This window comes from Granulicella mallensis, from assembly GCF_014203225.1.
Taxonomy (GTDB): Bacteria; Acidobacteriota; Terriglobia; order Terriglobales; family Acidobacteriaceae; genus Granulicella; species Granulicella mallensis_A.
Window position 1 is genome coordinate 66,603 of the sequence record NZ_JACHIO010000015.1, and the last position, 22,526, is coordinate 89,128.

Here is a 22,526-nt window from a genome sequence, read left to right on the forward strand (position 1 = left end):
GCACGGCCCATAGCAGGAAGCTACACCCCGATAAAACGCGCATACAGAGAGCGTGCCAGCCCGACATCGGTGGTGCCCTGCACCAGGGCGCGGCCGTCCGGGAAGACGGTAATCGAATGCGGCGGTCGTTCGAAACGCAGCAGCATGCCGTTGGAGCGCACCTTGCCAAGGGGCGAAAGGCGGTCGCGCAGCGCAAGCAGGTCCACGGGACGGTGGTGCTCGTGAATCTGCACGGAGTTTCGTCCGCAGAGGGTGATGTGAGGACGACCTTCGCCCGCGAGATAGCGGAAGCTGCGCGCCTCGCAGACCTCACAGCCCTTGCGCGGATGCGCGGTGGCGATCTCCGAACGTTCTCCGGTCCAGAGATCGAAGGAGAGCAGGGACCTGCGCATAAGCTCCGGTTGGCCGGTAAGGAACTTCAACGCCTCGGTGGTCTGGAGCGAGGCGGCGAGGTTGACCGCCGTGGAGAGAATTCCGGCGGTATCGCAGGTCTCGACGTTGCCGGAGGGGGCTGCGGGAAAGATGCAGGCGAGGCAGGCTGTCTCCTGAGGCAGGATATTCATCGTGGCGGCGTAGGAGCCTACCGCAGCTGCGTAGATCCAGGGCTTGCCCTCGCTGACGCAGAAGTCGTTCAGTAGATATCGGGTTTCGAAGTTGTCCGTGCAGTCGAGGACGATATTCGCACCTTCGAGCAGGGCTGCAATGTTGGCGGGAACGAGATCGGCCACCTGAGCGTCAACCTCAATGCCGGAGTTGATGCGGGCGAGATGCTGTCTGGCAGCCTCGGCTTTGGGCAGGGCAGCGCGGGCGTCGTCTTCGTCGAACAATACCTGACGTTGCAGGTTGGAGGGCTCGACGAAGTCGCGATCGATCAGGGTGAGGCGGCCGACACCGGCGCGGGCGAGCAGACCGGCCGTGGCTGCGCCCGTGGCACCTACGCCGATGACTGCGGCGTGACCTTGCTGTAGTTTCTTCTGGCCTTCCGCGCCAATGCCGCGAAAGAGCACCTGCCGCGAGTAGCGTTCGGCATCTTCAATCGGCGGGCCGGTTGGCGTAGCATCGACTTCGCTTGCCATAACTTCCATCCTTCGCAGTATACGAGGGGGGAGGTTGAGGTCGTGGAGGCGAGCGAACTCTTGCGCCGCTTTTGGCATCTGTAAAATGAAGCCCAGACGTATCGCGATTGCTTCCTTGTAGTACATCTCCGGACGAGTCTGGCTCAGCATGGCGCCTTACTTCGTGGTGGTTACAGTAGAGTATTTTTTTCGAGGGGATGCCGGCATTGGCGGGTTCAGAGGTTGGTGTCGTGAGCAAGGATGTCCGGCTCACCCCGCGCGGGGCGGCTTGCAGGAGAGCCTTGCGAAACGCTTGTCTTGCGGCTGTCACGGGCTTTTCCCTGCTGACCGGCGCGGGCGCGCAGACCGCAACGGCAATTCCCGACGCTCCAACTCCCCAGGCTGTATCTCCGGCCGTACCCCAGGCTACTGCCCAGGCCACCGCCAATCCGCAGGCCAGTGCGAGTGTGACCAATACCCTTCCGGCACTGGCTACCAGCATCTGGGAGAAGCGTGGTGTCAACGTGGAAGCCATTCGCTTCGATGGTGTGACCTTCGGTGAGAAGGATGCCATCCTCGCGGAATTGACCCAGAAGGCCGGACAGCCCCTCGATCCGGAGAAGGTCCAGAATGATCTGCGCCGTCTGTTTGCGAGCGGCCGCTATCGTGACATCGGCGTCAACGGATTGACGAACGGCAATAGCCTGACGCTCATCTATGTCGGAACGGCCCGTTACTACGTCGGGCGAGTTGAGATTCACGGCGTCAATCAGGAGCGGCTGACTTCGCTGCTGGAGTTCGCGACCAAACTCGACCCCGGTTCGCCCTATACCGAGGCGCAGATCCCCGCCGCCGTTGAAGGCGTGAAACAGACGCTGGCCCAAAACGGCTTCTACCAGCCCACCGTGAAGGTCGCTACGACGACGGATGATGCCGGCCACCAGGTCAATGCGACCTTTACGATTGAGACCGGACCGCAGGCGCGGGTGGGCGATGTTGCCGTCGGAGGCAAGGAGCCGGGGATCACGACCGATGAGTTCCGCCAGAAGGGGCATCTCAACTGCTCATGGATCGCTGCGAAGTTCAACAAGAGTTGCCGCCCCAAGGTTGGCCGCGAGACGACCAGTACGGCACTCTCGGATGTGCGGAAGTACTACCAGAAGCAGAACCGCCTCGAGGCCACGGTCAGTCTGCAGGGCCAGACCTATGTTTCGCCGACCAAGCGGCTGAACTACGACTTCGCGGCGGAGCAGGGCCCGTTGGTCAAGGTGATCGTGAACGGCGTCAAGCTGTCGAGGTCGCGCACGCATCTGCTGGTTCCGGTCTTCGAGGAAGGCGCGGTCGATAACGACCTGCTCAATGAAGGCTCATTCAACATTCGCGACTACCTCCAGCAGCAAGGCTACTTCGATGCGCAGACGAAGGTGCAGCTCCTTGGTGCGGGAACAAGCAATGTGACCGTGCAGTACGACGTGACACCGGGACAGCGCCATAGGGTAACGGGCGTTACTCTGAAGGGAAATAAATACTTCGAGACGGATGTGATTGAGGAACGCCTGCGGGTAAAGAAGGCCGATGCGTATGTGCGCAATGGAACCTATAGCTCGCAGTTGGTTACCGCCGATACGAACTCGATTCTTGCGCTGTATCGTGCCAACGGATTCAGCGCGGCCAAGGTAACTGCCGACGTCAAGGACATTGAGAAAGGGCCCGACTCGAAGATTGCGCAGATTCGCGTGACCTTCAATATCGTCGAAGGCCCACAGCAGAAGTTTGGCGCGATCAAGTTTTCCGGAGTGGACGCAGGGCGCCAGAAAGATGTGCAGTCGCTGCTGAACGCGCAGACGGGGCAGCCCTTCTCGCTGATCACTCTATCGGGCGATCGCGATGCGGTGCTGCACTACTACATCGCACATGGCTTCGACCACGCGAAGATCGAGATCGCACAGGGAGTCGAAGAGGCCGACAAGACCAGGACCAACGTTACCTTGAACGTGACGGAAGGTCAGCAGGTCTTCATCGACCAGGTGCTGCTCTCAGGCATCGTGCATACGAAGCCGTCCGTGGTGCAGAAACAACTCACTGTCCATGCAGGCGGTTCTCTCGATCAGGCGGCGTTGCTCGAGACGCAGCGCAAGCTCTACAACCTTGCTCTGTTCAATGAAGTCAACGCCCAGGTGCAGAACCCCACGGGCAATGCGCCGATGAAGAACGTCCTGGTGCAGTTGACCGAGGCCAAGCGATGGGATGTGACCTACGGCTTCGGCTTTGAGGCACAGACCGGAACTCCCGGTGTGGTTCCCGGTGGAATCGCCCCTGGAACCATTACCGGTACGAGCGGCAGTGCCGGCACTGCCGCGCAGAATGGTAAGGCCGGTGTCAGCCCTCGCGGCACGCTGGATATCTCGCGTATCAATCTGCGCGGTACAACGCAATCGCTCACGCTGCATACAACGTACGGCCTGCTGGAAAAAGTAGCGACGTTGAGCTTGAACACTCCGCAGTTGCTGGGCAAGCCTAACTACACCGCGACGCTCTCCGGCGGCTACTCCAACGTGCAGGACATCACCACCTTTGCTTCGTCCACGCTGCAGGGCGATGTGCGGTTGACGCAGAAGTTCCGCAAGGCCGATACGTTCATCTACGACTTCCAATATCGCCGGGTATCGGTCGATGCGGCGAGTCTCGAAGTCACGCCCAACCTCATCCCTCAACTGTCGGAGCCGGTGCGTGTCGGTGGACCGGCGATTACGTACTTCCATGACACGCGCGATCCCAGCCCCCTGGATGCGGGCAAGGGCACGTATTTCTCGATCCAGGAATTTATTGCTTCGTCGAAGTTCGGCTCGGATACCGACTTCAATAAGGTCGATGCCTCGCAGTCCACGTATTACACCTTCGGCAAGAGGAAGTATGTGCTGGCGCGCAACACGCGTATCGGCTTCGAGAATTCCTTTGGTCTGAACCCGAACGCGGCTGGCGTGGGCAGCGGCCAGATTGGTGTCAGCAATCTGGCCTGCGCGGGCATCCTGCTGCAGACGAACGCAACCTGTAACGCCGTTCCACTGCCGGAGCGCCTGTATGCCGGTGGTGCCACGTCGCATCGCGGCTTTGGAATCAATGCCGCCGGTCCGCGCGATCTTACGACCGGGTATCCCGTCGGCGGCTCGGGGGTGGTCGTCAATACGGTTGAGTTGCGCCTTCCTCCACCGACGCTTCCGCTGGTCGGAGACAGCATCTCCTTCGTCATCTTTCACGATATGGGGAACGTCTTCCAATATCCCGGAGACATGTTCAAGAGCATCAAGAACTTTCATCAGCCGAACGAACAGACCTGCAGGAATGTAACGATTCCTCCCGGAACGCCGGGCGACAATGAGCGGCAGCAGCAGGCGAATGCCGTGGGCACCTGCAGCTTCAAGTACTACTCGCACGCGATCGGCCTTGGCGTTCGCTATAAGACGCCCGTTGGGCCGATTCGTGTGGACTTCAGCTATAACCTCAATCCTCCGGTGTATCCCGTCTTCGACGACTACACCGGCGCTCTCCCTTATGTAGGCCAGGCGAGTCACTTCAACTTCTTCTTCAGCATCGGACAGAGTTTCTAAAACATCGTTTTCAAACCATGATGACGCGCACACGCCAACCCGACAGCCTTCGTCTCCGCCTTTTGGTGATTGCGGCGGTGTGCGTTCTGCCGGGAACGATGCGCGCTCAAAGCACAGCACAGAAGAACTCCGTTCCCGTGACCGCGCCGGAGCCGCAGGCTGTCGCGCCGCAGATGCCCCTCGCGCAGGGGATGGCACTCGACCGAGTGGTGGCTATTGTGAACGGCGATCTCATTCTCGACAGCGATGTCAATGAAGAGATTCGCCTGCAGGTCTTCCAGCCGTACCGTAATCCGAATGCGGATACCTCGCGCGACCGCGCCATCGAGCGCCTCATCAACCGAAGCCTCATCCTGCAGCAGTTGAAGTTGCAGCCTGAAGATCCCATTACGGACGATCAGGTCAGGAAAGATCTCGACAGCCTGCGCAAGAATATTCCGGCGTGCAAGCCCTACAACTGCGAGACGCCGGACGGATGGAACAAGTTCCTTGCCGCTAATGGATTTACCGAAGCAGTGTTGATCAACCGCTGGCGGTCGCGCATGGAGGTGCTGCGCTTTATCGAAGAGCGCTTCCGCCTGGGCATCAAGATCAAGCCTGAAGAGATCAAGGACTACTACGACAAGATGCTGCTGCCTGAGTACGCCAGGCAGAAGGCGACGCCGCCGAGCCTGGAGTCGATCTCCAGCCGCATCCAGGAGGTGCTGCTGCAGCAGGAGGTCTCCAACCTGCTGGGCGACTGGCTGAGGAGCCTGCGCGCGCAGGGCAGTGTGGTGGTGCTGCATCCGGAAGAGGGGGCGCCATGAGCGAGACTCCGAAACCCTCTACCGGCGAAGTCTCTTCCTCGCCTGCTCCAAAGCGCAGCCGCACCGCCCGTATGTTCGGGTGGATCTTCGGCTCGCTGGCGCTGCTCCTCGTGCTGCTGGTGGTGGGCGTTTCGTTCTACGCGACGACGGATGATTTTCAGCACCGGGTTGGGGGCGAGGTCGTCAAGGTGATCGAGGATTCGACCGGCGCTCGCGTCGAGCTGGGCCATCTCTCCTTCAGTCTCTGGCACCTGGCGATTGAGGCGGACGGGCTTGTTCTGCACGGCACGGAGGGCCCGGGGGAAGCCCCTTATCTCTCCGCGGACAAGATCTTTGTGCGTCTGCGCATCAACACGTTTCTCTCGCACATCGTGGGCAAGGGGCCGCAGTCGCACGTGGGTGTGAACTATCTGCGCGTCGAGCAGCCGCATATTCATCTCATCATCGACAAGGACGGCAAGACCAATCAGCCTGTCCCCAAGCGCAAGGGCACCAGTACGGAGCCGATACAGGACACCCTGCTCGACCTGCAGGCCGGCAAGGTGGAGCTGGCGAACGGACTTGCTGTCTTGAACGATCGCGCGATTCCGTTCGACCTTGCCGCACAGGACCTCAATGTTGAGGTGCATTACATCGCGTCGTCCGACCACTACGGTGCGACGGTCGACCTCGCGGACCTGCGCACAAAGATGGCGAAGCAGCCCGAGGTGCAATCGAAGCTGCATCTGACCGCCGAGATCGGGCGCGACATGGCACAGTTGCAGAGCCTGGACTTCCGCACCGGTGCGACGACACACCTCACCGCGAACGCGCTCCTGGAACACTTCAACAAGCCCGCATGGCAGGTCCAGGCAAAGGGCTCGGTGGAGATCAAACAGCTGGGCTTTCTTACTGGAGTCGAGGGCCTGACCGGGGGCTCGGTCGATCTGGACGTGCATGGCCGCAACTGCGTTGTCCCGCCTCCGGCCGCGCCCAAGAAGCACTTCTGGCAGCGGCATAGCAAGACCCCGGCCCCGGCCACCGCGACGCTGCAGCCACCCGATCCTGACTGCAAGTCCGGCTATCTGTTAGTGGGCGCGGTCAAGCTGCATAACGTGGGCTATCGCAATGAATATGTGCGGCTGCATGACATCAACGGCGCCGCTCAAATGCACTTCACTCCGGCACAGATGCTGCTGTCTTCGCTCACGGCTTCTCTGCCCGGTGGGGGCAGCGCGCAGGGCGAGCTGCGGATCGAGAACTGGCTGGGTGCGACTCCAGGCGGCTCTCGCGCCTTCGTTACGGCTACGATCGATCGCATCCCGCTGCGCACGATTATGGATATCACCGCGCCCGAACACTATGGCGATCTCGGCTTCGACACCGGAGTAACGGGGCCGGTCAAGGTCCAGTGGGGCGGGACGGACCCTGACGTCTCGAAGACCGTCCAGGTGGATGGCGACCTGAAGTTCGCACCGACGAACGTTGCACGCCGCGGTGCGCTCTCGAACATTCCTGTGACCGGCCAGACACTGGCGCACTATGACGGACGCCCGGAGTCTGTAAGCATTACGCATCTCGAGTTACAAACGCCCGCCACCGTGCTGCAGGTCAACGGAATACTGGGCGTCAACAATGGCGATCCGCTTACCTCCCTGCAGGTCAATCTGCAGGCACGCGATCTTGGCGAGTTTGACCAGTTGCTGCAGACGCTCGGCTTTGAAGCCAACGGCAAGAAGGGCACGGCTGCAATTCCTGTCGTGCTGCATGGGGCCATGGACTTCAACGGTTCCGCACGGGGCGCGATACGCAATCTAGACGTAAAGGGCCATCTCGTAGCGAATAACGCTGAGGTCAAACTGGGCACCGCCGCCGACGTGCAGATCGATTCCGCCATCGCCGATGCTGAGTACTCGCCCAACAGCGGCGTCGCCATCGCCAGTTCCACCATCAAACGCGGGACCGCTCTGCTCAATGTAACCGGAACGTTTGAGCCGAGGAAGGTCGTCTCCCGGCGTGGCGTTGTCGACTATGTATGGGACGACGATCTTGGCATCGATACCAGCGTGAAGCTGGCCAACGCCCAGGTGGCCGACCTGTTGCAGATCGCCGGGCAGCAGAGCAAGGTTCCTGTTACGGGGACCGCCAACATCAATGCCCACCTCTCCGGAACCGTCAAAGACCTGCATGGCAGCGGCAATGTCACACTGACCAACGGTGCGGCGTACGGAGAGAACTACCAGACTGTTTCTGTCGATGCGACCGCGCAGGGGCAGCAGATCAATGCCTCTCATTTCCTGGTGCAGGCTCATGGCATGACCGTTACAGGAAGTGGCGGGTACAACCTGACGAGCAAGCACATCAATGCTCATGTGCAGGGCGATAAGCTGCAGCTCTCCAAGCTCGATGTCGTGCATAAGGCGAATACGGATGCTGACGGCGTGCTCTCGCTCGACGCCACGGTCGATGGCACAATGCTGGAGCCGAATCTACAGGCGAAGCTCGCGGTGGCGAATATCACGGTCGAGGGCAAGCTGTTGGGTGAGCTCAATCTAACGGCCCACAGCACGGGCTCGACCGTCTACTACGACCTGACCTCGCACATGGTCGGAGCCCAGGTGGCGGCGAACGGACAGACGTCGCTGCAGGGCGACTATCAGACCCAGGCAAAGCTCACGTTCACCGGCTTCGATGTCTCCAGGCCGATGTCCCTGTTCTCGCCGGGCCTGGTTCAGACGAGTTCCATCATCGATGGCACCGTCACCGTGAACGGTCCTGCCGCCAAGCCGCTGCAACTGCAGGGCACGGCTGCCTTCGGCACCTTCGACTTCAAACTCCAGGGGGTCGAGCTGAAGACCTCAGAGCCTCTGCGCGCAAGCCTGAGCAACGGGGTCGTCTCGGTCGAGCAGTTGCACATCGTTGGGCAGGACACGGACCTCCATGCCGGAGGGACATTGCAGGTCTTCGGAGACGACAATCCGATGGGGGGAGCGATCAAGCTGAATGCGAACGGCAACATCAGCATGACGATTGCGCACACCTTCGACCCCAATCTCATTACTTCGGGCAAGGTCACGTTCAAGGTAGCTGCCGATGGGCGGTTGAAGCAGCCTTCGCTGACCGGCAATGTGCAGTTCCAGAACGTGAACCTCGCGATGGACGGCATTCCCAACGGTCTGAGCAATCTGAATGGATCGATGGTCTTCAACGAGAACCGTCTGACTGTGCAGGATCTGACTGCGACGACCGGGGGCGGGCAGCTCAAGCTGGGTGGATCGATCAGCTATCAGAAGGGCCTCTTCTCGGACCTTACCGCGACCGGCGATAACGTGCGGGTGCGGCTCTACGGCATGAGCGCGACGGCGAATGCGAACTTCCGCCTGCAGGGCACGCAGCAGTCTCTGCTGCTCTCCGGCTCGGTGCTGATTACTCGTTTTGGCATCGGGCCGGACATGGACTTTGCCGCGTTCGCTGGGTCGGGCGGAGTGGAAGCGCCGCCCGATCCGGACTCTGCGATGAACAAGGTTCATCTGGATGTCCATGTCACCAGCGCGCCGCAGCTCGACTTCCAGAACTCCTACGCGAAGCTCGCGGGCAACGTCGATCTCACTCTCCGGGGTACTCTTGGAACGCCCAGCGTGCTCGGCCGCATCCAGATCACCGACGGCAGCGCGACCTTTGCGGGGACGAAGTATGAGCTCGAGCGCGGCAACATCTACTTCAGCAATCCCGTGCGCATCGACCCGACGATCGACCTCGATGCCACCGCACGCGTCGAGAACTACGACCTCACGATCGGGCTGCATGGCACGACGACGAACCTGAAGCCTACCTATCGCTCCGAGCCGCCGCTGGCTGAAGCCGATATCTTCAACCTGCTCGCCCTCGGACGAACGCAGGAGGAGGCGCAGCTCTACCAGGAGCAGCAGGTGCAGGCCGGAACCGACCCGACCACCAGTGCGTTGCTCGGCGGGGCGCTCAATGCAACGGTCTCGAACCGTGTGGGCAAGCTCTTCGGTGCGGGCTCGTTCAAGATCGACCCGGCCTTTGTAGGGACGCTCGGCAACTCGGCGGCACGCATCACCGTTCAGGAGCCGCTCTCCAAGCAACTCACGCTGGTGTTCGCGACGAACGTCAACCAGAGCGCCCAGCAGCTGATCCAGGTGCAGTATCAGATCGACGAGAACAAATCGATCGTCGCAACCCGCGACGAATCGGGCGTGTATTCGGTCGTCTACAAGATCCGCAAGCGCTATCGCTAGGGGGCGCCATCCGATGGCGCGCAGCGCGTTCCCTGGCGCTTCAGCGTCAGGGAGACGGAGGGAGCCGTAGCCTTTAGGCTACGGAATAAGGGGGCAGGCAAGAATCGGGCTTTAGCCCCGGGCCTTTTGTGCGCATTCGAAAGAAGGCCCGGGCCTAAAGGCCACATCTTTGCTAAGCCTGAATTCCGTAGCCTAAAGGCTACGGCTCCCTCCGCCTCCCCGATGCTGAAGCATCGGGGAACGCGCTGCGCGCAATTTGATGACACGCCTCTATGATCCCCACAGCCCACACTCCCTCTTTACGTGATTTCTACCCCGTATTGGAATATATTTACTCGCCAGGTGTTTCTTAGGCATCTAATGTTGCGCAGTGGCAGTTACATAGCTGTTTACTTTTCGCAGTTTTCCGGAGTATCTTTCTTATGCGACTTGTCTCTCGAATCGGTTTTATCCTCTCTCCTGTTTTGAGCATCCTGCTCGCAGCACCCACCATGATCCATGCGCAGTCGCCCGCCGATGCGCAGATTAGTGCCGAGGTCCAGAAGTCGCTCGGCAACAAGCGATTCAGCAACGTGCATGTAGCGGTGAACAATGGCGTCGTTACACTCAGTGGCCGGGTGGAGCGCTTCAGTGATAAGGAAGAGGCCGATCGCAAGGCGAATCACGCGAAGAACGCCTCTGCGGTCAGTAACAGGATCGAAGTTGCGGTGCCGGAAAACATCAGCGATGGGGCGCTGCGAGAGAAGCTCGGCAAGGCTTTGGTCTATGACCGGGTGGGCTACGGAACGACGGTGTACAACAACATCAACCTGGGCGTCGACCATGGCGTCGTAACGCTGAGTGGCATGGTGTACGGACCTACCGATAAGGATTCAGCCCTTAGCCTCGTGGCGAATACCCCCGGAGTGCGTGACATCATCGACAACCTGGAAGTAGCTCCGGTCTCTCCGATGGACGACCGCATTCGCATCGCGGAGGCGCGGGCAATCTATGGCCATCCTGCGCTCAACAAGTACGCTCTGGACCCTGCAAAGACGATCAGAATTACCGTCGTCAATGGGCACGTGACGCTGAACGGCGTGGTTGACAGCAAGATGGACCACGACATCGCAGGTATTCGCGCGAATGGCGTTCCGGGAGTCTTCTCGGTCGAAAACCACTTGCAGATTGCGGGCCAGCAGGCGGGCCGGTAAGACTTTATCTGAAGCACGTAGTGTGATTGTCGTTGCTTGTTTTTCGTCGTCATCCTGAGCCGTAGGCGAAGGACCCCTGCATTCTGTGCCACCACGTGAACCTCGGGTTCATGCAAATGGTGACTGCCATACCTGCATAGGCAGACTTCGCTCCATCTAGCGCTGTGCACAATGCGGGAGTCCTTCGGCTGCGCTTCAGGATGACGACGAAAAGCGAGTGATGCCCCTCACCAATTACGATAGAAACAATGGAAAATGTTCTTCGCAGCACACGTGTCACGCTCGAGATGATCAAGTGGGAACACTCGATCTTCGCGCTGCCGTTTGCCTTGACGGGTGCGGTTCTTGCCGCAGGTGGGTGGCCTTCGCTTCGCGTTCTCTGCTGGATCGTCGTCTGCATGGTCGGAGCGCGCAGTGCGGCGATGGCCTTCAATCGCCTGGCAGACAGCGAGATCGATGCCGCAAACCCTCGCACCGCCACCAGGGCGCTCCCCAAGGGGGAGCTGTCCAAGTCGTTCGTTCTCTGTTTCACGATCCTCGCGGCGGGCGTATTTTTTCTCGGTGCCGCTATGCTCAATCGGCTGACCCTGGAGCTTGCTCCGGTCGCTCTGATCGTTGTGCTGGCTTACAGCTACATGAAGCGTATTACGCGCTGGTCGCATGTCGTATTGGGACTGGCACTGGGAATCGCTCCGTCAGCCGCCTGGATTGCGGTTCGAGGCTCGCTGTCGCCGCGGATCGTGCTGCTGACTGGGATCGTCATTCTCTGGGTAGGCGGCTTCGATGTGCTCTACGCCTGCCAGGACTTTGAGCATGATCGCAAGGCCGGGCTGAACAGTGTGCCCCAGGCGTTTGGTCTTGAAGGCGCCTTCTGGATCGCTCGACTCATGCATCTGGGAATGGCTGTGCTCCTGTTTGTCCTGCTCCATGCGTTTGGGCTGGGAATGATCGCGCTGGTGGGCATGGTTCTCGTGATCGTGCTGCTTGCGTATGAGCATGCCATTATTGCGCCGCACGATCTGCGACGAATGAATGCCGCCTTCTTTACTCTCAACGGGATTATTTCGATGGTGTTTTTTGTGTTCATCGCCACCGATGTGCTCCATCGCCGTTGAGGTAATGTCATCAAAGCTTTGTTCCAGATCTTGCTTTGAAGGGGCGGGGCTTCAGCCCCGCCGTTGTGACAACCTCTAAAGCGGCTTCAGCCGCGGAGGGAATGCGGCTTATCTAGCCATCAAATCTATCGGGCATCATTCCCTCAGTGGCTAAAGCCACTGTAAGCAACGGCCTCTAACGGCGGGGCTGAAGCCCCGCCCCTTCAAAGCAAGCTTTAGAGATTGAAAACTGAAAGGGGGCATGGCTTTGGCCATGCCCCCTTTCAGTTTGTGTTTATCCAAAGCTCTGGCAAGCCCTAGCGATTCTTGTGCTTGTCGGCTGCGTTCTGGATGCTTTCCTTCACGTTCCGTGCAGCCGAGGTCAGGTTTTCGCGAACATCATGCGCTGTCTGCTCCGCCGCCGGCTTATTGCGTTCATGCGTGTCGTGGGCCGCTTCTTTCACCGATCCCCAGGCTTGTTCCGCATGTCCTTTGATCTGCTGGGCTGTGCCCTTGTTGGCCAGCTTCTGATCGTTGAAGGTTTCACCGACACCCTGTTTGATCTTGCCGGCAACTTCGTCGAATTTACCCTTGATGGTGCTATCGCTTGTAGTTGTGCTCATAACAGTGCTCCTTCGTTGAAAAATCCTGGAGGGGATAAGGCCACAAACTCGCGCTCATCCCCGGCTGGTCTTAAACTGGATGCTGGGTATTACTAGAGACCCCTGCGGCTCGAAAGCAGGTTGAAGATAAGAATGATCACGGCTAATACGAGTAGAAGATGGATCCATGCGCCAAGTAAGTGGAATCCAACGAATCCGAGAAGCCAGAGAATGACGAGAACGATCGTGATAGTCCAAAGCATGATGTTTGTCTCCTGGAATTTTTCGTGACGGCGATAAATCGTTAGCCGTTGCGACGCCGGCAGTTTTACCGGCGCACGTTATGGTAAGTTGCCGGGTAGTGGGCCGAGGTTGTCCTTCGGCAGGAGATAGTTAAATGCCGAATTTTTCAGGGGTTGCCCCATGCCGCTAATTTCCAAGACGTCTCGCCCCCAAACCCCGTCGATACAACGTATTGCCATCCAGGGGGAGTGCGGCTCCAACAGCCACATGGCTGCTCTGGCGATGCTGGGAGCCGTGGAAGTCGTGCCCTGCAGTGTATCGGCTGAGGTCATTCAAGCCGTGCTGTTGAAAGAGGTCGATGGGGCCGTGTTGCCGATCGAAAATAGCCTGCATGGCTCGGTCGCCGAGCACTACGATCTGCTGCTTGAATATCCCGTCCGCATTGACCGCGAGAGCCTGCTGCGCATTCGGCACAATTTGATCGTCGCTCCGGGCGTCCGGATGGCGGGCATTCATTCCGTGCTCTCGCATCCGGTAGCGCTGTCGCAGTGCCGTCACTACCTCGCGACGCTGGACAGGGTCCATGCACTGCCGTTCTACGACACCGCGGGCAGTGTGAAACACATTATGGAGAAGGGCCTGCGCGATACGGCGGGCGTCGCTCCGGAGCTTGCCGCAAAGGAGTACGGCGCGGAGATTCTGGTTGCGGGCATTGAAGATCACACCGAGAACTACACGCGCTTTCATCTGCTGCAGCGAGCGGACGCTCCCCGTCCCGGAGGGCTGAAGCAGGCCGATAAACTCAGCGTCGCGTTTGCTCTTCAGCATCGTCCCGGCACGCTGGTGGCCGCGCTGCAGCGGCTCGCCGAGGCGGGCGTCGATCTCACCAAGATCGAGTCGCGACCGGTGCCGGGCAAGCCCTGGGAGTACGTCTTCTATGTGGACTTTCGCTTTACGGATGCCGCCAACGCGGACGCCGCCCTGCTCGCCCTGAAGAGGGACTGCAGCATGGTGAAGGAGCTGGGCCGCTATTCTGCCGCGTGATCGTTGCTGCGTGCAGGTTCTGGCTCGAAGGCCCCGCGAGCTCTCCACAGCAGCACCATCAATGTTGCGATGACGAGCACATCGAAGGCCATGCTTAGGGAAAGAGAGATGTTCATGAAGGCAGGGTTCTGGCTGAAGACGGTCGATGGCATGCCCATTTTGTGCGACAGCATTTGCTGGTAGTCGAGCAGCCGCTGGCGAGCGCTGGGCAGCAGCATCGTCAGAACATTCAAGAGTCCAACGACATAAAGCGCAAAAGTCAGCATCCACGCGGGCTTTTGCAGCTTGAGCAGGCCAACGCCGGCGAATCCCGAAAGGCAGGCGAGGACCAGATACGTTACATGGCTTGTCCAGCCCGATAAGATCACGCCGAAGAGAAACGCGGGAAAGGGCAGCAACGCTGCGATCAGCGTTACGCCAAGTCCGAGAAGCAGGAGGACAGCGATGACGGTGATCGAGATCGGGCGTGCGGATGCGGGCCGTAGCGGAGCCGCTGTGACGGGCTGCGGATACATCTCTGCCGGGACTATGAGCGGCACCTGAAGCGGCTCCTGGGGAAGAGGGCGTGCAACGGTGAAATCAGTGAGCGGCGATGTGGGTGGGGGATAGGCAGGAGCAGGATAAGCAGCAGCCATGCCTGTGCCCGTCGTTGGCAGGCCCTGTTGATCTTTAGCCTGGGCAAAGGCTTCCCGTGTGTTGCGCAATGCAAAGTACACCAGCCACCACAGGCCGATAGCGGCTATGAGCAGCCACATCACCGCGAAGACGATGAAGACGATACGCATCATGGTCGGGTCTGCTCCCGGGGTCGGGGGCATGGACTTCATGATGTGTGGCATGGCCATGCTCATAAGGGTGGAGAAGAGGCCGATCGCCGCCAGGCCGCCGCCAATGATCATGATCGAGATGCGCGCCCAGCTCCGCATGCGGAACAGTCCCACAACCGTGGCAATGGCCCACGCCGCCAGCGCGAGATAAAAGAGTATGGCGAAGATCATGAAGCCCAGCAGGAAGCCGGGCTGCGAAGCCATGCCTGGAGCCTCCACCGTTACGGGCATATGCCGCGCCATGACAGTCCCCAGTACCGATATGCCCGCCATCAGGCACAACATTGCAGCTGCCAGGCTGAGCACAATTGCTGAAACCACTACACCCACAGGTCGCCGAATCATGGCGCAAGTGTATCGCGAGGATGTTTCTGCCGATGACAGCGCGTTTTTTCGTTCCTGTAGAAACATGCGCCTTTACATTCGTTGTTCGGAACAGTTACGGTAAAGCGGTTTCATAGAGGGTGCGGCACAACGGCATCCAACGGTGTGTGGCGTTCGCTGAGATTCTGTGGCGTATTGCCGCTCGCCTGTCTTACCGGAATAGACAGAAGTCTTACTTCTTCTCTAGGATGCAGAGAGCACTTACACCTATCAATCAAGACAACAAGCCCGGCCACTCATGGCAGACGGGCAGGAGAATCTGATGGCAAGCGCAAACTGTGACATTGGCCTGATCGGCCTGGCGGTGATGGGACAGAACCTTGTCCTGAACATGAACGACCACGGTTACAAGGTGGCGGTCTTCAACCGCACCACGTCCAAGGTCGATGAGTTTCTCGCCGACGAGGCGAAGGGAACGCAGGTAGAGGGCGCGCACTCGATCGAAGAGCTGTGCAGCAAGCTCAAGTCGCCCCGCCGCGTCATGATCATGGTGAAGGCCGGCGATGTGGTCGACCAGACCATCGCAAGCATCGTGCCGCACCTCGAACAGGGCGACATCATCATCGACGGCGGCAACTCGCTGTTTACCGATTCGAACCGCCGCACCAAAGAACTGGCGGCGAAGGGGCTGCACTACATCGGCACCGGCGTCTCGGGTGGCGAAGAGGGTGCGCGCTTCGGCCCGTCGATCATGCCTGGCGGCGATCCTGCGGCCTGGCCTGCGGTGAAGGAGATATTCCAGGCCATTGCGGCCAAGGTGGAAGACGGAACGCCCTGCTGCGACTGGGTCGGCGAAGGCGGAGCGGGCCACTACGTGAAGATGGTCCACAACGGCATCGAGTACGGCGACATGCAGTTGATCGGCGAGGCCTACCAGTTGCTGAAGGACGGCCTGGGCCTCACGGCCGACCAGTTTGCCGAGATCTTTACCGAGTGGAACAAGGGCGAACTCGACAGCTTCCTGATCGAGATCTCCGCGATCATCTTCGGGAAGAAGGACGAGGATGGCCAGCCGCTGGTCGACAAGATTCTCGACACGGCAGGACAGAAGGGCACGGGCAAGTGGACGGCGATCTCCGCGCTGGACCTGGGCATGCCCGTGACGCTGATCGGTGAGAGCGTCTTTGCGCGCTGCCTGTCAGCCTTGAAGGACGAGCGTGTGGAGGCGTCGAAGATCCTCTCCGGCCCTGCGACTGCGGGCAAGTTTACCGGCGACCAGAAGGAGTTCATCGAGAATGTGCGGCGTGCGCTGTACTGCTCGAAGATGATCAGCTACGCACAGGGTTACATGCTGCTGCGCGAGGCGGGCAAGGAGCAGGGCTGGAACCTGAACATGGGCGGCGTGGCGCTGATGTGGCGCGGCGGCTGCATCATCCGCTCGCAGTTCCTCGGCAAGATCAAGGACGCCTACGACAAGAACCCGAAGCTCGAGAACCTGCTGATGGACGACTTCTTCTCCGGCGTCCTGAACAAGTACCAGGAAAGCTGGCGCAAGGCGCTGGTGGTCGCGATTGAATTGGGCATTCCGACGCCTGCGTTCTCCACGGCGCTGGCGTTCTACGATGGCTACCGGACGGCCCGGCTGCCGGCGAACCTGCTCCAGGCACAACGCGACTTCTTCGGCGCGCACACCTACGAGCGTACCGACAAGCCGCGCGGCGAGTTCTTCCACACCAACTGGACGGGCCGCGGCGGCAGGGTTTCGTCGTCTACCTATAACGCGTAAACGGCAATCTGTTTGAAGAAGGGCATGGTAGAACCGTGCCCTTCTTCAATCGTCCAATGTTTTCGTTTAGAAGTGCATGGTCGGTATCACTTCAGCGGCATAGACACCGATGATCAGCAGGGTCATCAATACGGTGACTCCGCCGACACCTTTGCAGATGGGTTGAATGAAGTTGACACGGCGAATGATCTCGTCATTCTCCCGGTGAAGGGAGGATGGCCCGCTCTCCTCGTTGAGGAAGAGTTGATCTGTTTCGTAATGCGTAAGGTGGGCGCGGTAGATCATCAGGCCGATAAAGCCGATGACCAGTAGGCTCCAGAAGGCGATCATAATCTGAAGTGCATCCATGGTATTTTCCCCCAGAACTGTATGTGACAATCTGGTCCGGGATACCGGGCGGCTCCGTTAGAGACACGCAGCCGGAGGGTAGGCAGGGCTTGACCCGAAACTATACGCCTGGAAAAGCTAAATTGGCTGGAATTTTTTTAGCTGTGCATGAAGTGGTACAGCACCATGCCGACGGCGACGACCACCGCCAGGGCGATCACCAGTAGCCCGAGGATGAACCACGAGGCGTGGCGACGGGTCTGCTCGCTCGGCTGGGTGATGCCAAAGGTGTTGATGAAGGCCGAAGCCAGGGCATCCAGCAGTCGCATGGCCCGATTCTACCCTGATAAATACATCGTTTCCGTGAGATGCCGGATAGGGCGCATCCTCCTGGTTTTTGCGGCATCCAATCCCCTCAGTGACGTCGATGCTCTTGCCGGGGCACTGTTTGACGACTACACTTGATATTGGATCTTGTGTATGGGTGCTTTTCCCATCCGCAAACCACCCGTAAGGAGATGAAAGCCATGGCTACTGCCGCCGTTACCCCCGAGGTCGTCAACGCTCCCGCACCCTCGACTCCCGTTGTCCTGACCCCCTCCGCTATCGTGAAGGTGAAGGAGATCATGGCTACGCAGGATCCGATTCCTGCCGGTCTGCGCATCGGTGTTGTCGGTGGCGGATGCTCCGGTTTCCAGTACTCCATGTCGTTTGAGAACGCCTCCGGCATGATGGACAAGGTTGTCCGTTTCGACGACCTGAAGGTCTTCATCGATGCGACCAGCGCGATGTACCTGAACGGCTGCACAGTGGACTACGTGGAGACTCTTGAGGCCGCCGGCTTCAAGTTCGAGAACCCCCAGGTGAAGAGCACCTGCGGCTGCGGTTCGAGCTTCAGCGTGTAGCTGGTTCGCAATTTTGGATTTACAAACGGTCTCGCCACGGCGAGGCCGTCTGTCGTTTTAATCCTGAATCCTTTGGGTTAGTTGGTGAATGAGTGTGGCCCCATAGCGCTTCGCGCCCCATTCTTCATTGAACTATCGATTCACCAAATTACTTCGGCCTCCCATTAAACTCTCGATGTGCCAAATCAAGACTCGACCGTCTAAGCTGTAAAGACAGTTCATTGCAATGACCGAATTCACCATCAAACTCGCCGACGACCGTGGCCGCGTCCAGGAGCAGACTCACTCTGCAGCTACCGCCGAGGAGTTGCGCGCGCGGTTTACGCAGGCGGGTTACCTGGTTTACTCCGTCAAAGCGCGTTCCGCGCTGAACAGCGGCAGCAAGAAGAAGGTCAAGCTCGACATCTTTCTGGTCTTCAATCAGCAGTTCCTCACGCTGATCCGCGCCGGCCTGCCGATCCTCAGCTCGCTGGACCTGCTCGCTAAACGACAGAAAGAAGAGAGCTTCCAGGCCCAGCTGGAAGATGTCACCTCCCGCATCAAGACGGGTGAGTCCATCTCCTCGGCCTTTGAGGCGCAGGGCAGCTTTCCGCTGGTCTACACCACGACGCTGCTGGCCGGCGAGCGTTCCGGCAACCTCGAAGAGGTCCTGCAGCGCTTTCTCGACTTCCAGCGCGTCTCGCTGACCTTCCGCAAGAAGCTGAAGGCCTCGCTGATCTATCCGGCCTTCCTCATCGTCATGGTGATCGGGCTGTTTATCTTCCTGATTACATTCGTAGTTCCGCGTTTTGCGCAGCTCTATGACCAGCTCGGCACCAAGCTGCCCGCGTTGACGCTCTTCATGCTCGCGCTGGGACAGGATGTGCAGCACTACGGCCTCTATATCCTCCCGGTCCTGATCCTCATCGGCTACCTGCTCGTCCGCTGGTCCAAGACCGACTCCGGTGCCACGACTATCGATAAGATTCGCGTGGCCATGCCGATCTTCGGCAAGGTCTGGTTAAAGTATCAGGTCGGCCTGTTTTCGCGTACGCTTTCGACGCTGCTCACCGGCGGCCTGCCGCTGGTTCCAAGTCTCGAGACGGCGGCCCGGTCCATCGATTCGCGGCAGATCGCTAAGGCGGTCTACAGCTCGGTCGAAACCGTCCGCGAAGGCAAGGGCCTCGCCTCCAGCCTGAACAAAACGGGAGTTTTTCCCGAGTTGGCGATCGAGATGATCGAAGTCGGCGAGAGCACCGGCGCGCTGCCGCAGATGCTGAACTCCGTCGCCGAGTTCTTCGAAGAGGACGTTCAAACCAGCCTCGCCGCCATTATGAGTATGATTGAGCCCGTCATCCTTATCGTGATGGGTGTGGTCGTCGTGGTGATCATGATCGCCCTGTACGAGCCGATCTTCAGCCTGAACGGTACGGGATAGACAAAGAAGTCCCCACGAAATTCAATTCAGCGAGTCCAATCCTTATGGCAACCATCCCTGTCGCTGTCCCTTACAGCAACGATGCTCTCTCCGAGGCCGAGCGCGCGCAGATGCTGGCGCGCCGCTACCATGCGGAGTTCGTTGACCTGAAGAACTTCAAGATTCAGCACGATCTCTTCAAGTCCGTGCCCGTGGACCTGATGTTCCGCTACAGCTTCGTGCCGCTGGAGCAGAGCGAGGGACGCCTGTCCATCGCGCTCTCCGACCCGTCGAAGCTGATGGTCATCGACGAGATCTCCGGCCTGCTGGGAACGAGGATTGTCACCCGGGTTGCGACGCTCAGCCAGATTACCGATCTGCTCAAGAAGACCGAGCAGTCGCAGCGCGTGCTGGACGAGGCGACCGAAGGCCTGGCCTTCGACGTCGTCTCCAGCGAAGAGAACGCCGACGAGAACATCTCGATCGAAAAGCTGACGGCCGACGACGATATCTCGCCGATCATCCGCCTGGTGGACACGACGATCTTTACCGCACTCGAACGGCGCGCGTCGGATATCCATCTCGAAACCTTCGACGACTCGCTGCTGGTCAAGTACCGCATCGACGGTGTGCTGCAGCAGGCGATGGCGCCGATCGCGCGCGAGCATCATCAGACGATCCTGTCGCGTATCAAGATCATGAGCGAGCTCGACATCGCCGAGCGTCGCGTTCCGCAGGACGGCCGTTTCCGCGTCCGCTACAAGGGCCGCCTCATCGACTTCCGTGTCAGCATCATGCCGACTGTGCATGGCGAAAACGCTGTGCTCCGCGTACTCGATAAAGAGTCGATGTCGGAGAAGTTCACCAAGCTGTCGCTCGATGTCGTCGGCTTTGCGGAGAAGGACCTGACGCGCTTTCGCCGCTACATCAAGGAGCCGTACGGCATGGTGCTCGTGACCGGGCCGACCGGTTCGGGTAAGACGACTACCCTCTACGCCGCGCTCAACGAGATCAAGTCGGAAGAAGACAAGATCATCACCATCGAAGACCCGGTCGAGTACCAGATTCGCGGCATCACGCAGATCCCGGTCAACGAGAAGAAGGGCCTCACCTTCGCCCGCGGCCTGCGTTCGATTCTGCGTCATGACCCGGACAAGATCCTGGTCGGTGAGATCCGCGACGCTGAGACGGCACAGATCGCCATCAACTCCGCGCTCACGGGCCACCTTGTGTTTACGACCGTCCACGCGAACAACGTGGTCGACGTGCTGGGACGCTTCCTGAACATGGGCGTCGAGCCGTACAACTTCGTCTCCGCGCTCAACTGCATCCTGGCCCAGCGGCTGGTGCGCCAGGTCTGCGAGTTCTGCGTTCAGGATGTGCATTACAACGATGCCCAGCTCGAAGAGAACGGACTGCGACCCTCGGAGTGGCGCGACGTCGTCTTCAAAGAGGGCCCCGGCTGCATTGAGTGCGGTGGAACGGGCTATCGCGGCCGTTCGGCGATCCACGAGCTGCTGGAACTCGACGATGAGATTCGCGAGATGCTGCTCGAAAAGCGTCCTGGGTCGGAGATTCGTAAGAAGGCCAAGGCCAAGGGGATGGCATTCCTGCGCGACTCGGCGTTGGAACGTGTCCGCGACGGCATTACGACGCTGAAAGAGATCAACAAGGTCACGTTTATCGAGACCGGGCGGTAGGGCAGCATCGTTAAAGGCTTTGACGCAAAGTTCGCAAAGGGAAGCCAAGTTTCGCCACGGGCGTCGTGGCGAAACTTGGCTCTTTTCTTTGCGAACTTTGCGTCAAATTTTGCTGTTGTTTGTTCTTCTCCACTAATTTGATTGAGGGAAGCTGCATTTTTCGCTAAACCCTGTCCGTTCCGATACGTCCAACACGCATAGCGTTGCCACTAAATCCACCCCGCAAGGTACTCTAGTTAGAGTCTCAATGAATCTCTTTCCCAAAGCCTCTGGAGCCCGTCCGCGTGTGGCCTGCGAGATCGCCGCACAGGGCGTCGTTGCTGCTCGATCGGTCGAGGCGATTAGCCCGCTTGCGGCGGTGGCCCGAGTGGAGCTTGCAGCCGGTGCGGTTACCCCCAGCCTCAAGCCCGGCAATATCGCTGACCGCGTCGCCGTCGTTGAGGCGATTCGCCGCACCCTCGAAAGCATCGGCGAACGTGCCCACTCTCGCGACGGCAATATTACGGTGGTCATCCCCGATGCCGCCGTCCGCGTGCTGCTGCTGGACTTCGACACCCTGCCCGCGCGCCTGGCCGATGCGCTGCCCATCGTGCGCTTTCGCCTGAAAAAGATGCTGCCCTTCGACGCCGATGACGCGATGGTGACCTATCAGATCATGAGCACCAGTAAGACCATCGTGCGTGTGCTGGCGGTGGCGATTCCTCGCGATGTGCTCAGCGAGTATGAGTCCGTCGCGCGCGAGGCCGGTTTTGAGCCGGGCGCTGTGATTCCAAGTACGCTGGCTGCGCTGGCCGCCGTCGACGACGAGAACCCTGTCCTCCTGGTCAATGCCAACAAGTTCGGTGTAACGGCGGCGATCGTGCGCAGCGGAATCCTGATGCTGCATCGCAGCGTCGACCTACAGGAGACCGCGGTAGGGGTTCCTGCCAATCTGCCTTCCGAGATCTTCGAATCAACGATCCCCCCGCTTCCTCTGGTGGATGTCTATGAAACTGCCGAGGAGTGGGCAGCACAGGAGCCGCTGCCGGAGCATGGCCGCAATCCCTATGCCAGCGAGCCTGTGGCACATGAACCTCTTGCTACCCTTGGTCTGTCCGCCCCCATCGTGCTGGGAGAAGAGGTTGCGCAGGCGGTCAGCGTAGCGGTTGCCTACTTTGAAGACACGCTGGCCGCGATGCCGTCAGGCATCCTGAGCGCCGGACCTTTGGGGAGCGATGCGCTCACCCGTATCCTCGCGGACCATGGCCTGGCGCAAGCCGAGGGCCTGCGCGTGCGTGAGTTGGTCGAGCCTGCAGACCTGCTGTCCGAGGCGGTTACGGCTGCAGTTCCACGAGGCTGGCTGGCAGGTGTGACGGGAGCGTTGCGAGGCTAAATC

At 59.7% G+C, this 22,526-nt stretch carries 17 protein-coding genes; 11 read left to right on the forward strand and 6 right to left on the reverse strand.

Translation table 11 applies throughout. From position 1 onward, the window contains the following. Positions 1–20: 20 nt before the first annotated feature. Positions 21–1,076, reverse strand: coding sequence for a ThiF family adenylyltransferase (locus tag HDF15_RS17270; protein ID WP_184257738.1), 1,056 nt, complete (start codon positions 1,074–1,076; stop codon positions 21–23). A gap of 281 nt (positions 1,077–1,357) precedes the next feature. Between HDF15_RS17270 and HDF15_RS17275 the strand changes: the two genes are divergently transcribed. The 5 genes from HDF15_RS17275 to HDF15_RS17295 all read left to right on the forward strand — a co-directional run bounded on the left by HDF15_RS17275 (position 1,358) and on the right by HDF15_RS17295 (position 12,018). Beyond that, positions 1,358–4,663, forward strand: coding sequence for an outer membrane protein assembly factor (locus tag HDF15_RS17275; protein ID WP_184257740.1), 3,306 nt, complete (start codon positions 1,358–1,360; stop codon positions 4,661–4,663). A gap of 17 nt (positions 4,664–4,680) precedes the next feature. Then, the gene (locus tag HDF15_RS17280) at positions 4,681–5,469 is read left to right on the forward strand and encodes a peptidylprolyl isomerase (protein ID WP_184257742.1); all 789 of its coding nucleotides are present in this window, start codon (positions 4,681–4,683) and stop codon (positions 5,467–5,469) included. Continuing rightward, positions 5,466–9,710 (forward strand): translocation/assembly module TamB domain-containing protein, encoded by a 4,245-nt coding sequence (locus HDF15_RS17285; RefSeq protein WP_184257744.1) that lies wholly within the window; start codon positions 5,466–5,468, stop codon positions 9,708–9,710. Before HDF15_RS17280 ends, HDF15_RS17285 begins: the two co-directional genes overlap by 4 nt. Before the next feature lie 422 nt (positions 9,711–10,132). Continuing rightward, complete coding sequence (locus tag HDF15_RS17290; RefSeq protein ID WP_184257746.1) at positions 10,133–10,903, forward strand: BON domain-containing protein; 771 nt, start codon at positions 10,133–10,135, stop codon at positions 10,901–10,903. A 248-nt stretch (positions 10,904–11,151) separates the two neighbouring features. Then, on the forward strand, positions 11,152–12,018 hold the full coding sequence (locus tag HDF15_RS17295; RefSeq protein WP_184257748.1) for a UbiA-like polyprenyltransferase: 867 nt from the start codon (positions 11,152–11,154) through the stop codon (positions 12,016–12,018). Between the two features lie 296 nt (positions 12,019–12,314). Here the strand turns inward: HDF15_RS17295 and HDF15_RS17300 are convergent, their stop codons facing one another. After that, entirely contained in the window at positions 12,315–12,620 is a 306-nt protein-coding gene (locus tag HDF15_RS17300) for a CsbD family protein (RefSeq protein ID WP_184257751.1), read from the reverse strand. 92 nt (positions 12,621–12,712) lie between these two features. After that, positions 12,713–12,862, reverse strand: a complete 150-nt coding sequence (locus HDF15_RS17305) for a lmo0937 family membrane protein (RefSeq protein ID WP_184257753.1) — start codon at positions 12,860–12,862, stop codon at positions 12,713–12,715. A 160-nt stretch (positions 12,863–13,022) separates the two neighbouring features. Here HDF15_RS17305 and HDF15_RS17310 point away from each other — a divergent pair, with 160 nt between their 5' ends. Beyond that, positions 13,023–13,886: a prephenate dehydratase domain-containing protein gene (locus tag HDF15_RS17310; RefSeq protein ID WP_184257755.1), complete on the forward strand. Its 864-nt coding sequence runs from the start codon at positions 13,023–13,025 to the stop codon at positions 13,884–13,886. On the opposite strand, the gene HDF15_RS17315 is transcribed toward HDF15_RS17310, so the two are convergent. After that, the gene (locus tag HDF15_RS17315; RefSeq protein WP_184257757.1) at positions 13,871–15,058 is read right to left on the reverse strand and encodes a hypothetical protein; all 1,188 of its coding nucleotides are present in this window, start codon (positions 15,056–15,058) and stop codon (positions 13,871–13,873) included. The genes HDF15_RS17310 and HDF15_RS17315 overlap by 16 nt on opposite strands. Before the next feature lie 301 nt (positions 15,059–15,359). On the opposite strand from HDF15_RS17315, the gene gnd reads away from it, so the two are divergent. After that, the gene (gnd, locus tag HDF15_RS17320) at positions 15,360–16,823 is read left to right on the forward strand and encodes a decarboxylating NADP(+)-dependent phosphogluconate dehydrogenase (RefSeq protein ID WP_184257759.1); all 1,464 of its coding nucleotides are present in this window, start codon (positions 15,360–15,362) and stop codon (positions 16,821–16,823) included. Between the two features lie 66 nt (positions 16,824–16,889). Here gnd and HDF15_RS17325 read toward each other — a convergent pair whose 3' ends face one another. Both HDF15_RS17325 and HDF15_RS17330 read right to left on the reverse strand, forming a co-directional pair. Beyond that, a complete protein-coding gene (locus tag HDF15_RS17325) occupies positions 16,890–17,171 on the reverse strand; it encodes a hypothetical protein (protein WP_184257761.1) in 282 nt (93 codons plus the stop codon). A 137-nt stretch (positions 17,172–17,308) separates the two neighbouring features. Next, positions 17,309–17,479: a hypothetical protein gene (locus HDF15_RS17330; RefSeq protein ID WP_184257763.1), complete on the reverse strand. Its 171-nt coding sequence runs from the start codon at positions 17,477–17,479 to the stop codon at positions 17,309–17,311. A 198-nt stretch (positions 17,480–17,677) separates the two neighbouring features. Here HDF15_RS17330 and HDF15_RS17335 point away from each other — a divergent pair, with 198 nt between their 5' ends. The 4 genes from HDF15_RS17335 (at position 17,678) to HDF15_RS17350 (ending at position 22,523) form a co-directional block, all read left to right on the forward strand. Beyond that, complete coding sequence (locus HDF15_RS17335; RefSeq protein WP_184257765.1) at positions 17,678–18,055, forward strand: iron-sulfur cluster assembly accessory protein; 378 nt, start codon at positions 17,678–17,680, stop codon at positions 18,053–18,055. A gap of 226 nt (positions 18,056–18,281) precedes the next feature. Then, on the forward strand, positions 18,282–19,472 hold the full coding sequence (locus HDF15_RS17340; protein WP_184257767.1) for a type II secretion system F family protein: 1,191 nt from the start codon (positions 18,282–18,284) through the stop codon (positions 19,470–19,472). A 44-nt stretch (positions 19,473–19,516) separates the two neighbouring features. After that, positions 19,517–21,151, forward strand: a complete 1,635-nt coding sequence (locus HDF15_RS17345) for a GspE/PulE family protein (protein WP_014263899.1) — start codon at positions 19,517–19,519, stop codon at positions 21,149–21,151. A gap of 247 nt (positions 21,152–21,398) precedes the next feature. Further along, positions 21,399–22,523, forward strand: a complete 1,125-nt coding sequence (locus tag HDF15_RS17350) for a hypothetical protein (RefSeq protein WP_184257768.1) — start codon at positions 21,399–21,401, stop codon at positions 22,521–22,523. Positions 22,524–22,526 lie beyond the last annotated feature (3 nt).

Coding starts and splice junctions, on each gene's coding strand:
- HDF15_RS17270 (WP_184257738.1), bottom strand. CDS start 1,076: ATGGCAAGCGAAGTCGATGCTACGCCAACCGGCCCGCCGATTGAAGAT.
- HDF15_RS17315 (WP_184257757.1), bottom strand. CDS start 15,058: ATGATTCGGCGACCTGTGGGTGTAGTGGTTTCAGCAATTGTGCTCAGC.
- HDF15_RS17300 (WP_184257751.1), bottom strand. CDS start 12,620: ATGAGCACAACTACAAGCGATAGCACCATCAAGGGTAAATTCGACGAA.
- gnd (WP_184257759.1), top strand. CDS start 15,360: ATGGCAAGCGCAAACTGTGACATTGGCCTGATCGGCCTGGCGGTGATG.
- HDF15_RS17330 (WP_184257763.1), bottom strand. CDS start 17,479: ATGCGACTGCTGGATGCCCTGGCTTCGGCCTTCATCAACACCTTTGGC.
- HDF15_RS17325 (WP_184257761.1), bottom strand. CDS start 17,171: ATGGATGCACTTCAGATTATGATCGCCTTCTGGAGCCTACTGGTCATC.
- HDF15_RS17290 (WP_184257746.1), top strand. CDS start 10,133: ATGCGACTTGTCTCTCGAATCGGTTTTATCCTCTCTCCTGTTTTGAGC.
- HDF15_RS17295 (WP_184257748.1), top strand. CDS start 11,152: ATGGAAAATGTTCTTCGCAGCACACGTGTCACGCTCGAGATGATCAAG.
- HDF15_RS17350 (WP_184257768.1), top strand. CDS start 21,399: ATGAATCTCTTTCCCAAAGCCTCTGGAGCCCGTCCGCGTGTGGCCTGC.
- HDF15_RS17310 (WP_184257755.1), top strand. CDS start 13,023: ATGCCGCTAATTTCCAAGACGTCTCGCCCCCAAACCCCGTCGATACAA.
- HDF15_RS17340 (WP_184257767.1), top strand. CDS start 18,282: ATGACCGAATTCACCATCAAACTCGCCGACGACCGTGGCCGCGTCCAG.
- HDF15_RS17280 (WP_184257742.1), top strand. CDS start 4,681: ATGATGACGCGCACACGCCAACCCGACAGCCTTCGTCTCCGCCTTTTG.
- HDF15_RS17305 (WP_184257753.1), bottom strand. CDS start 12,862: ATGCTTTGGACTATCACGATCGTTCTCGTCATTCTCTGGCTTCTCGGA.
- HDF15_RS17345 (WP_014263899.1), top strand. CDS start 19,517: ATGGCAACCATCCCTGTCGCTGTCCCTTACAGCAACGATGCTCTCTCC.
- HDF15_RS17285 (WP_184257744.1), top strand. CDS start 5,466: ATGAGCGAGACTCCGAAACCCTCTACCGGCGAAGTCTCTTCCTCGCCT.
- HDF15_RS17335 (WP_184257765.1), top strand. CDS start 17,678: ATGGCTACTGCCGCCGTTACCCCCGAGGTCGTCAACGCTCCCGCACCC.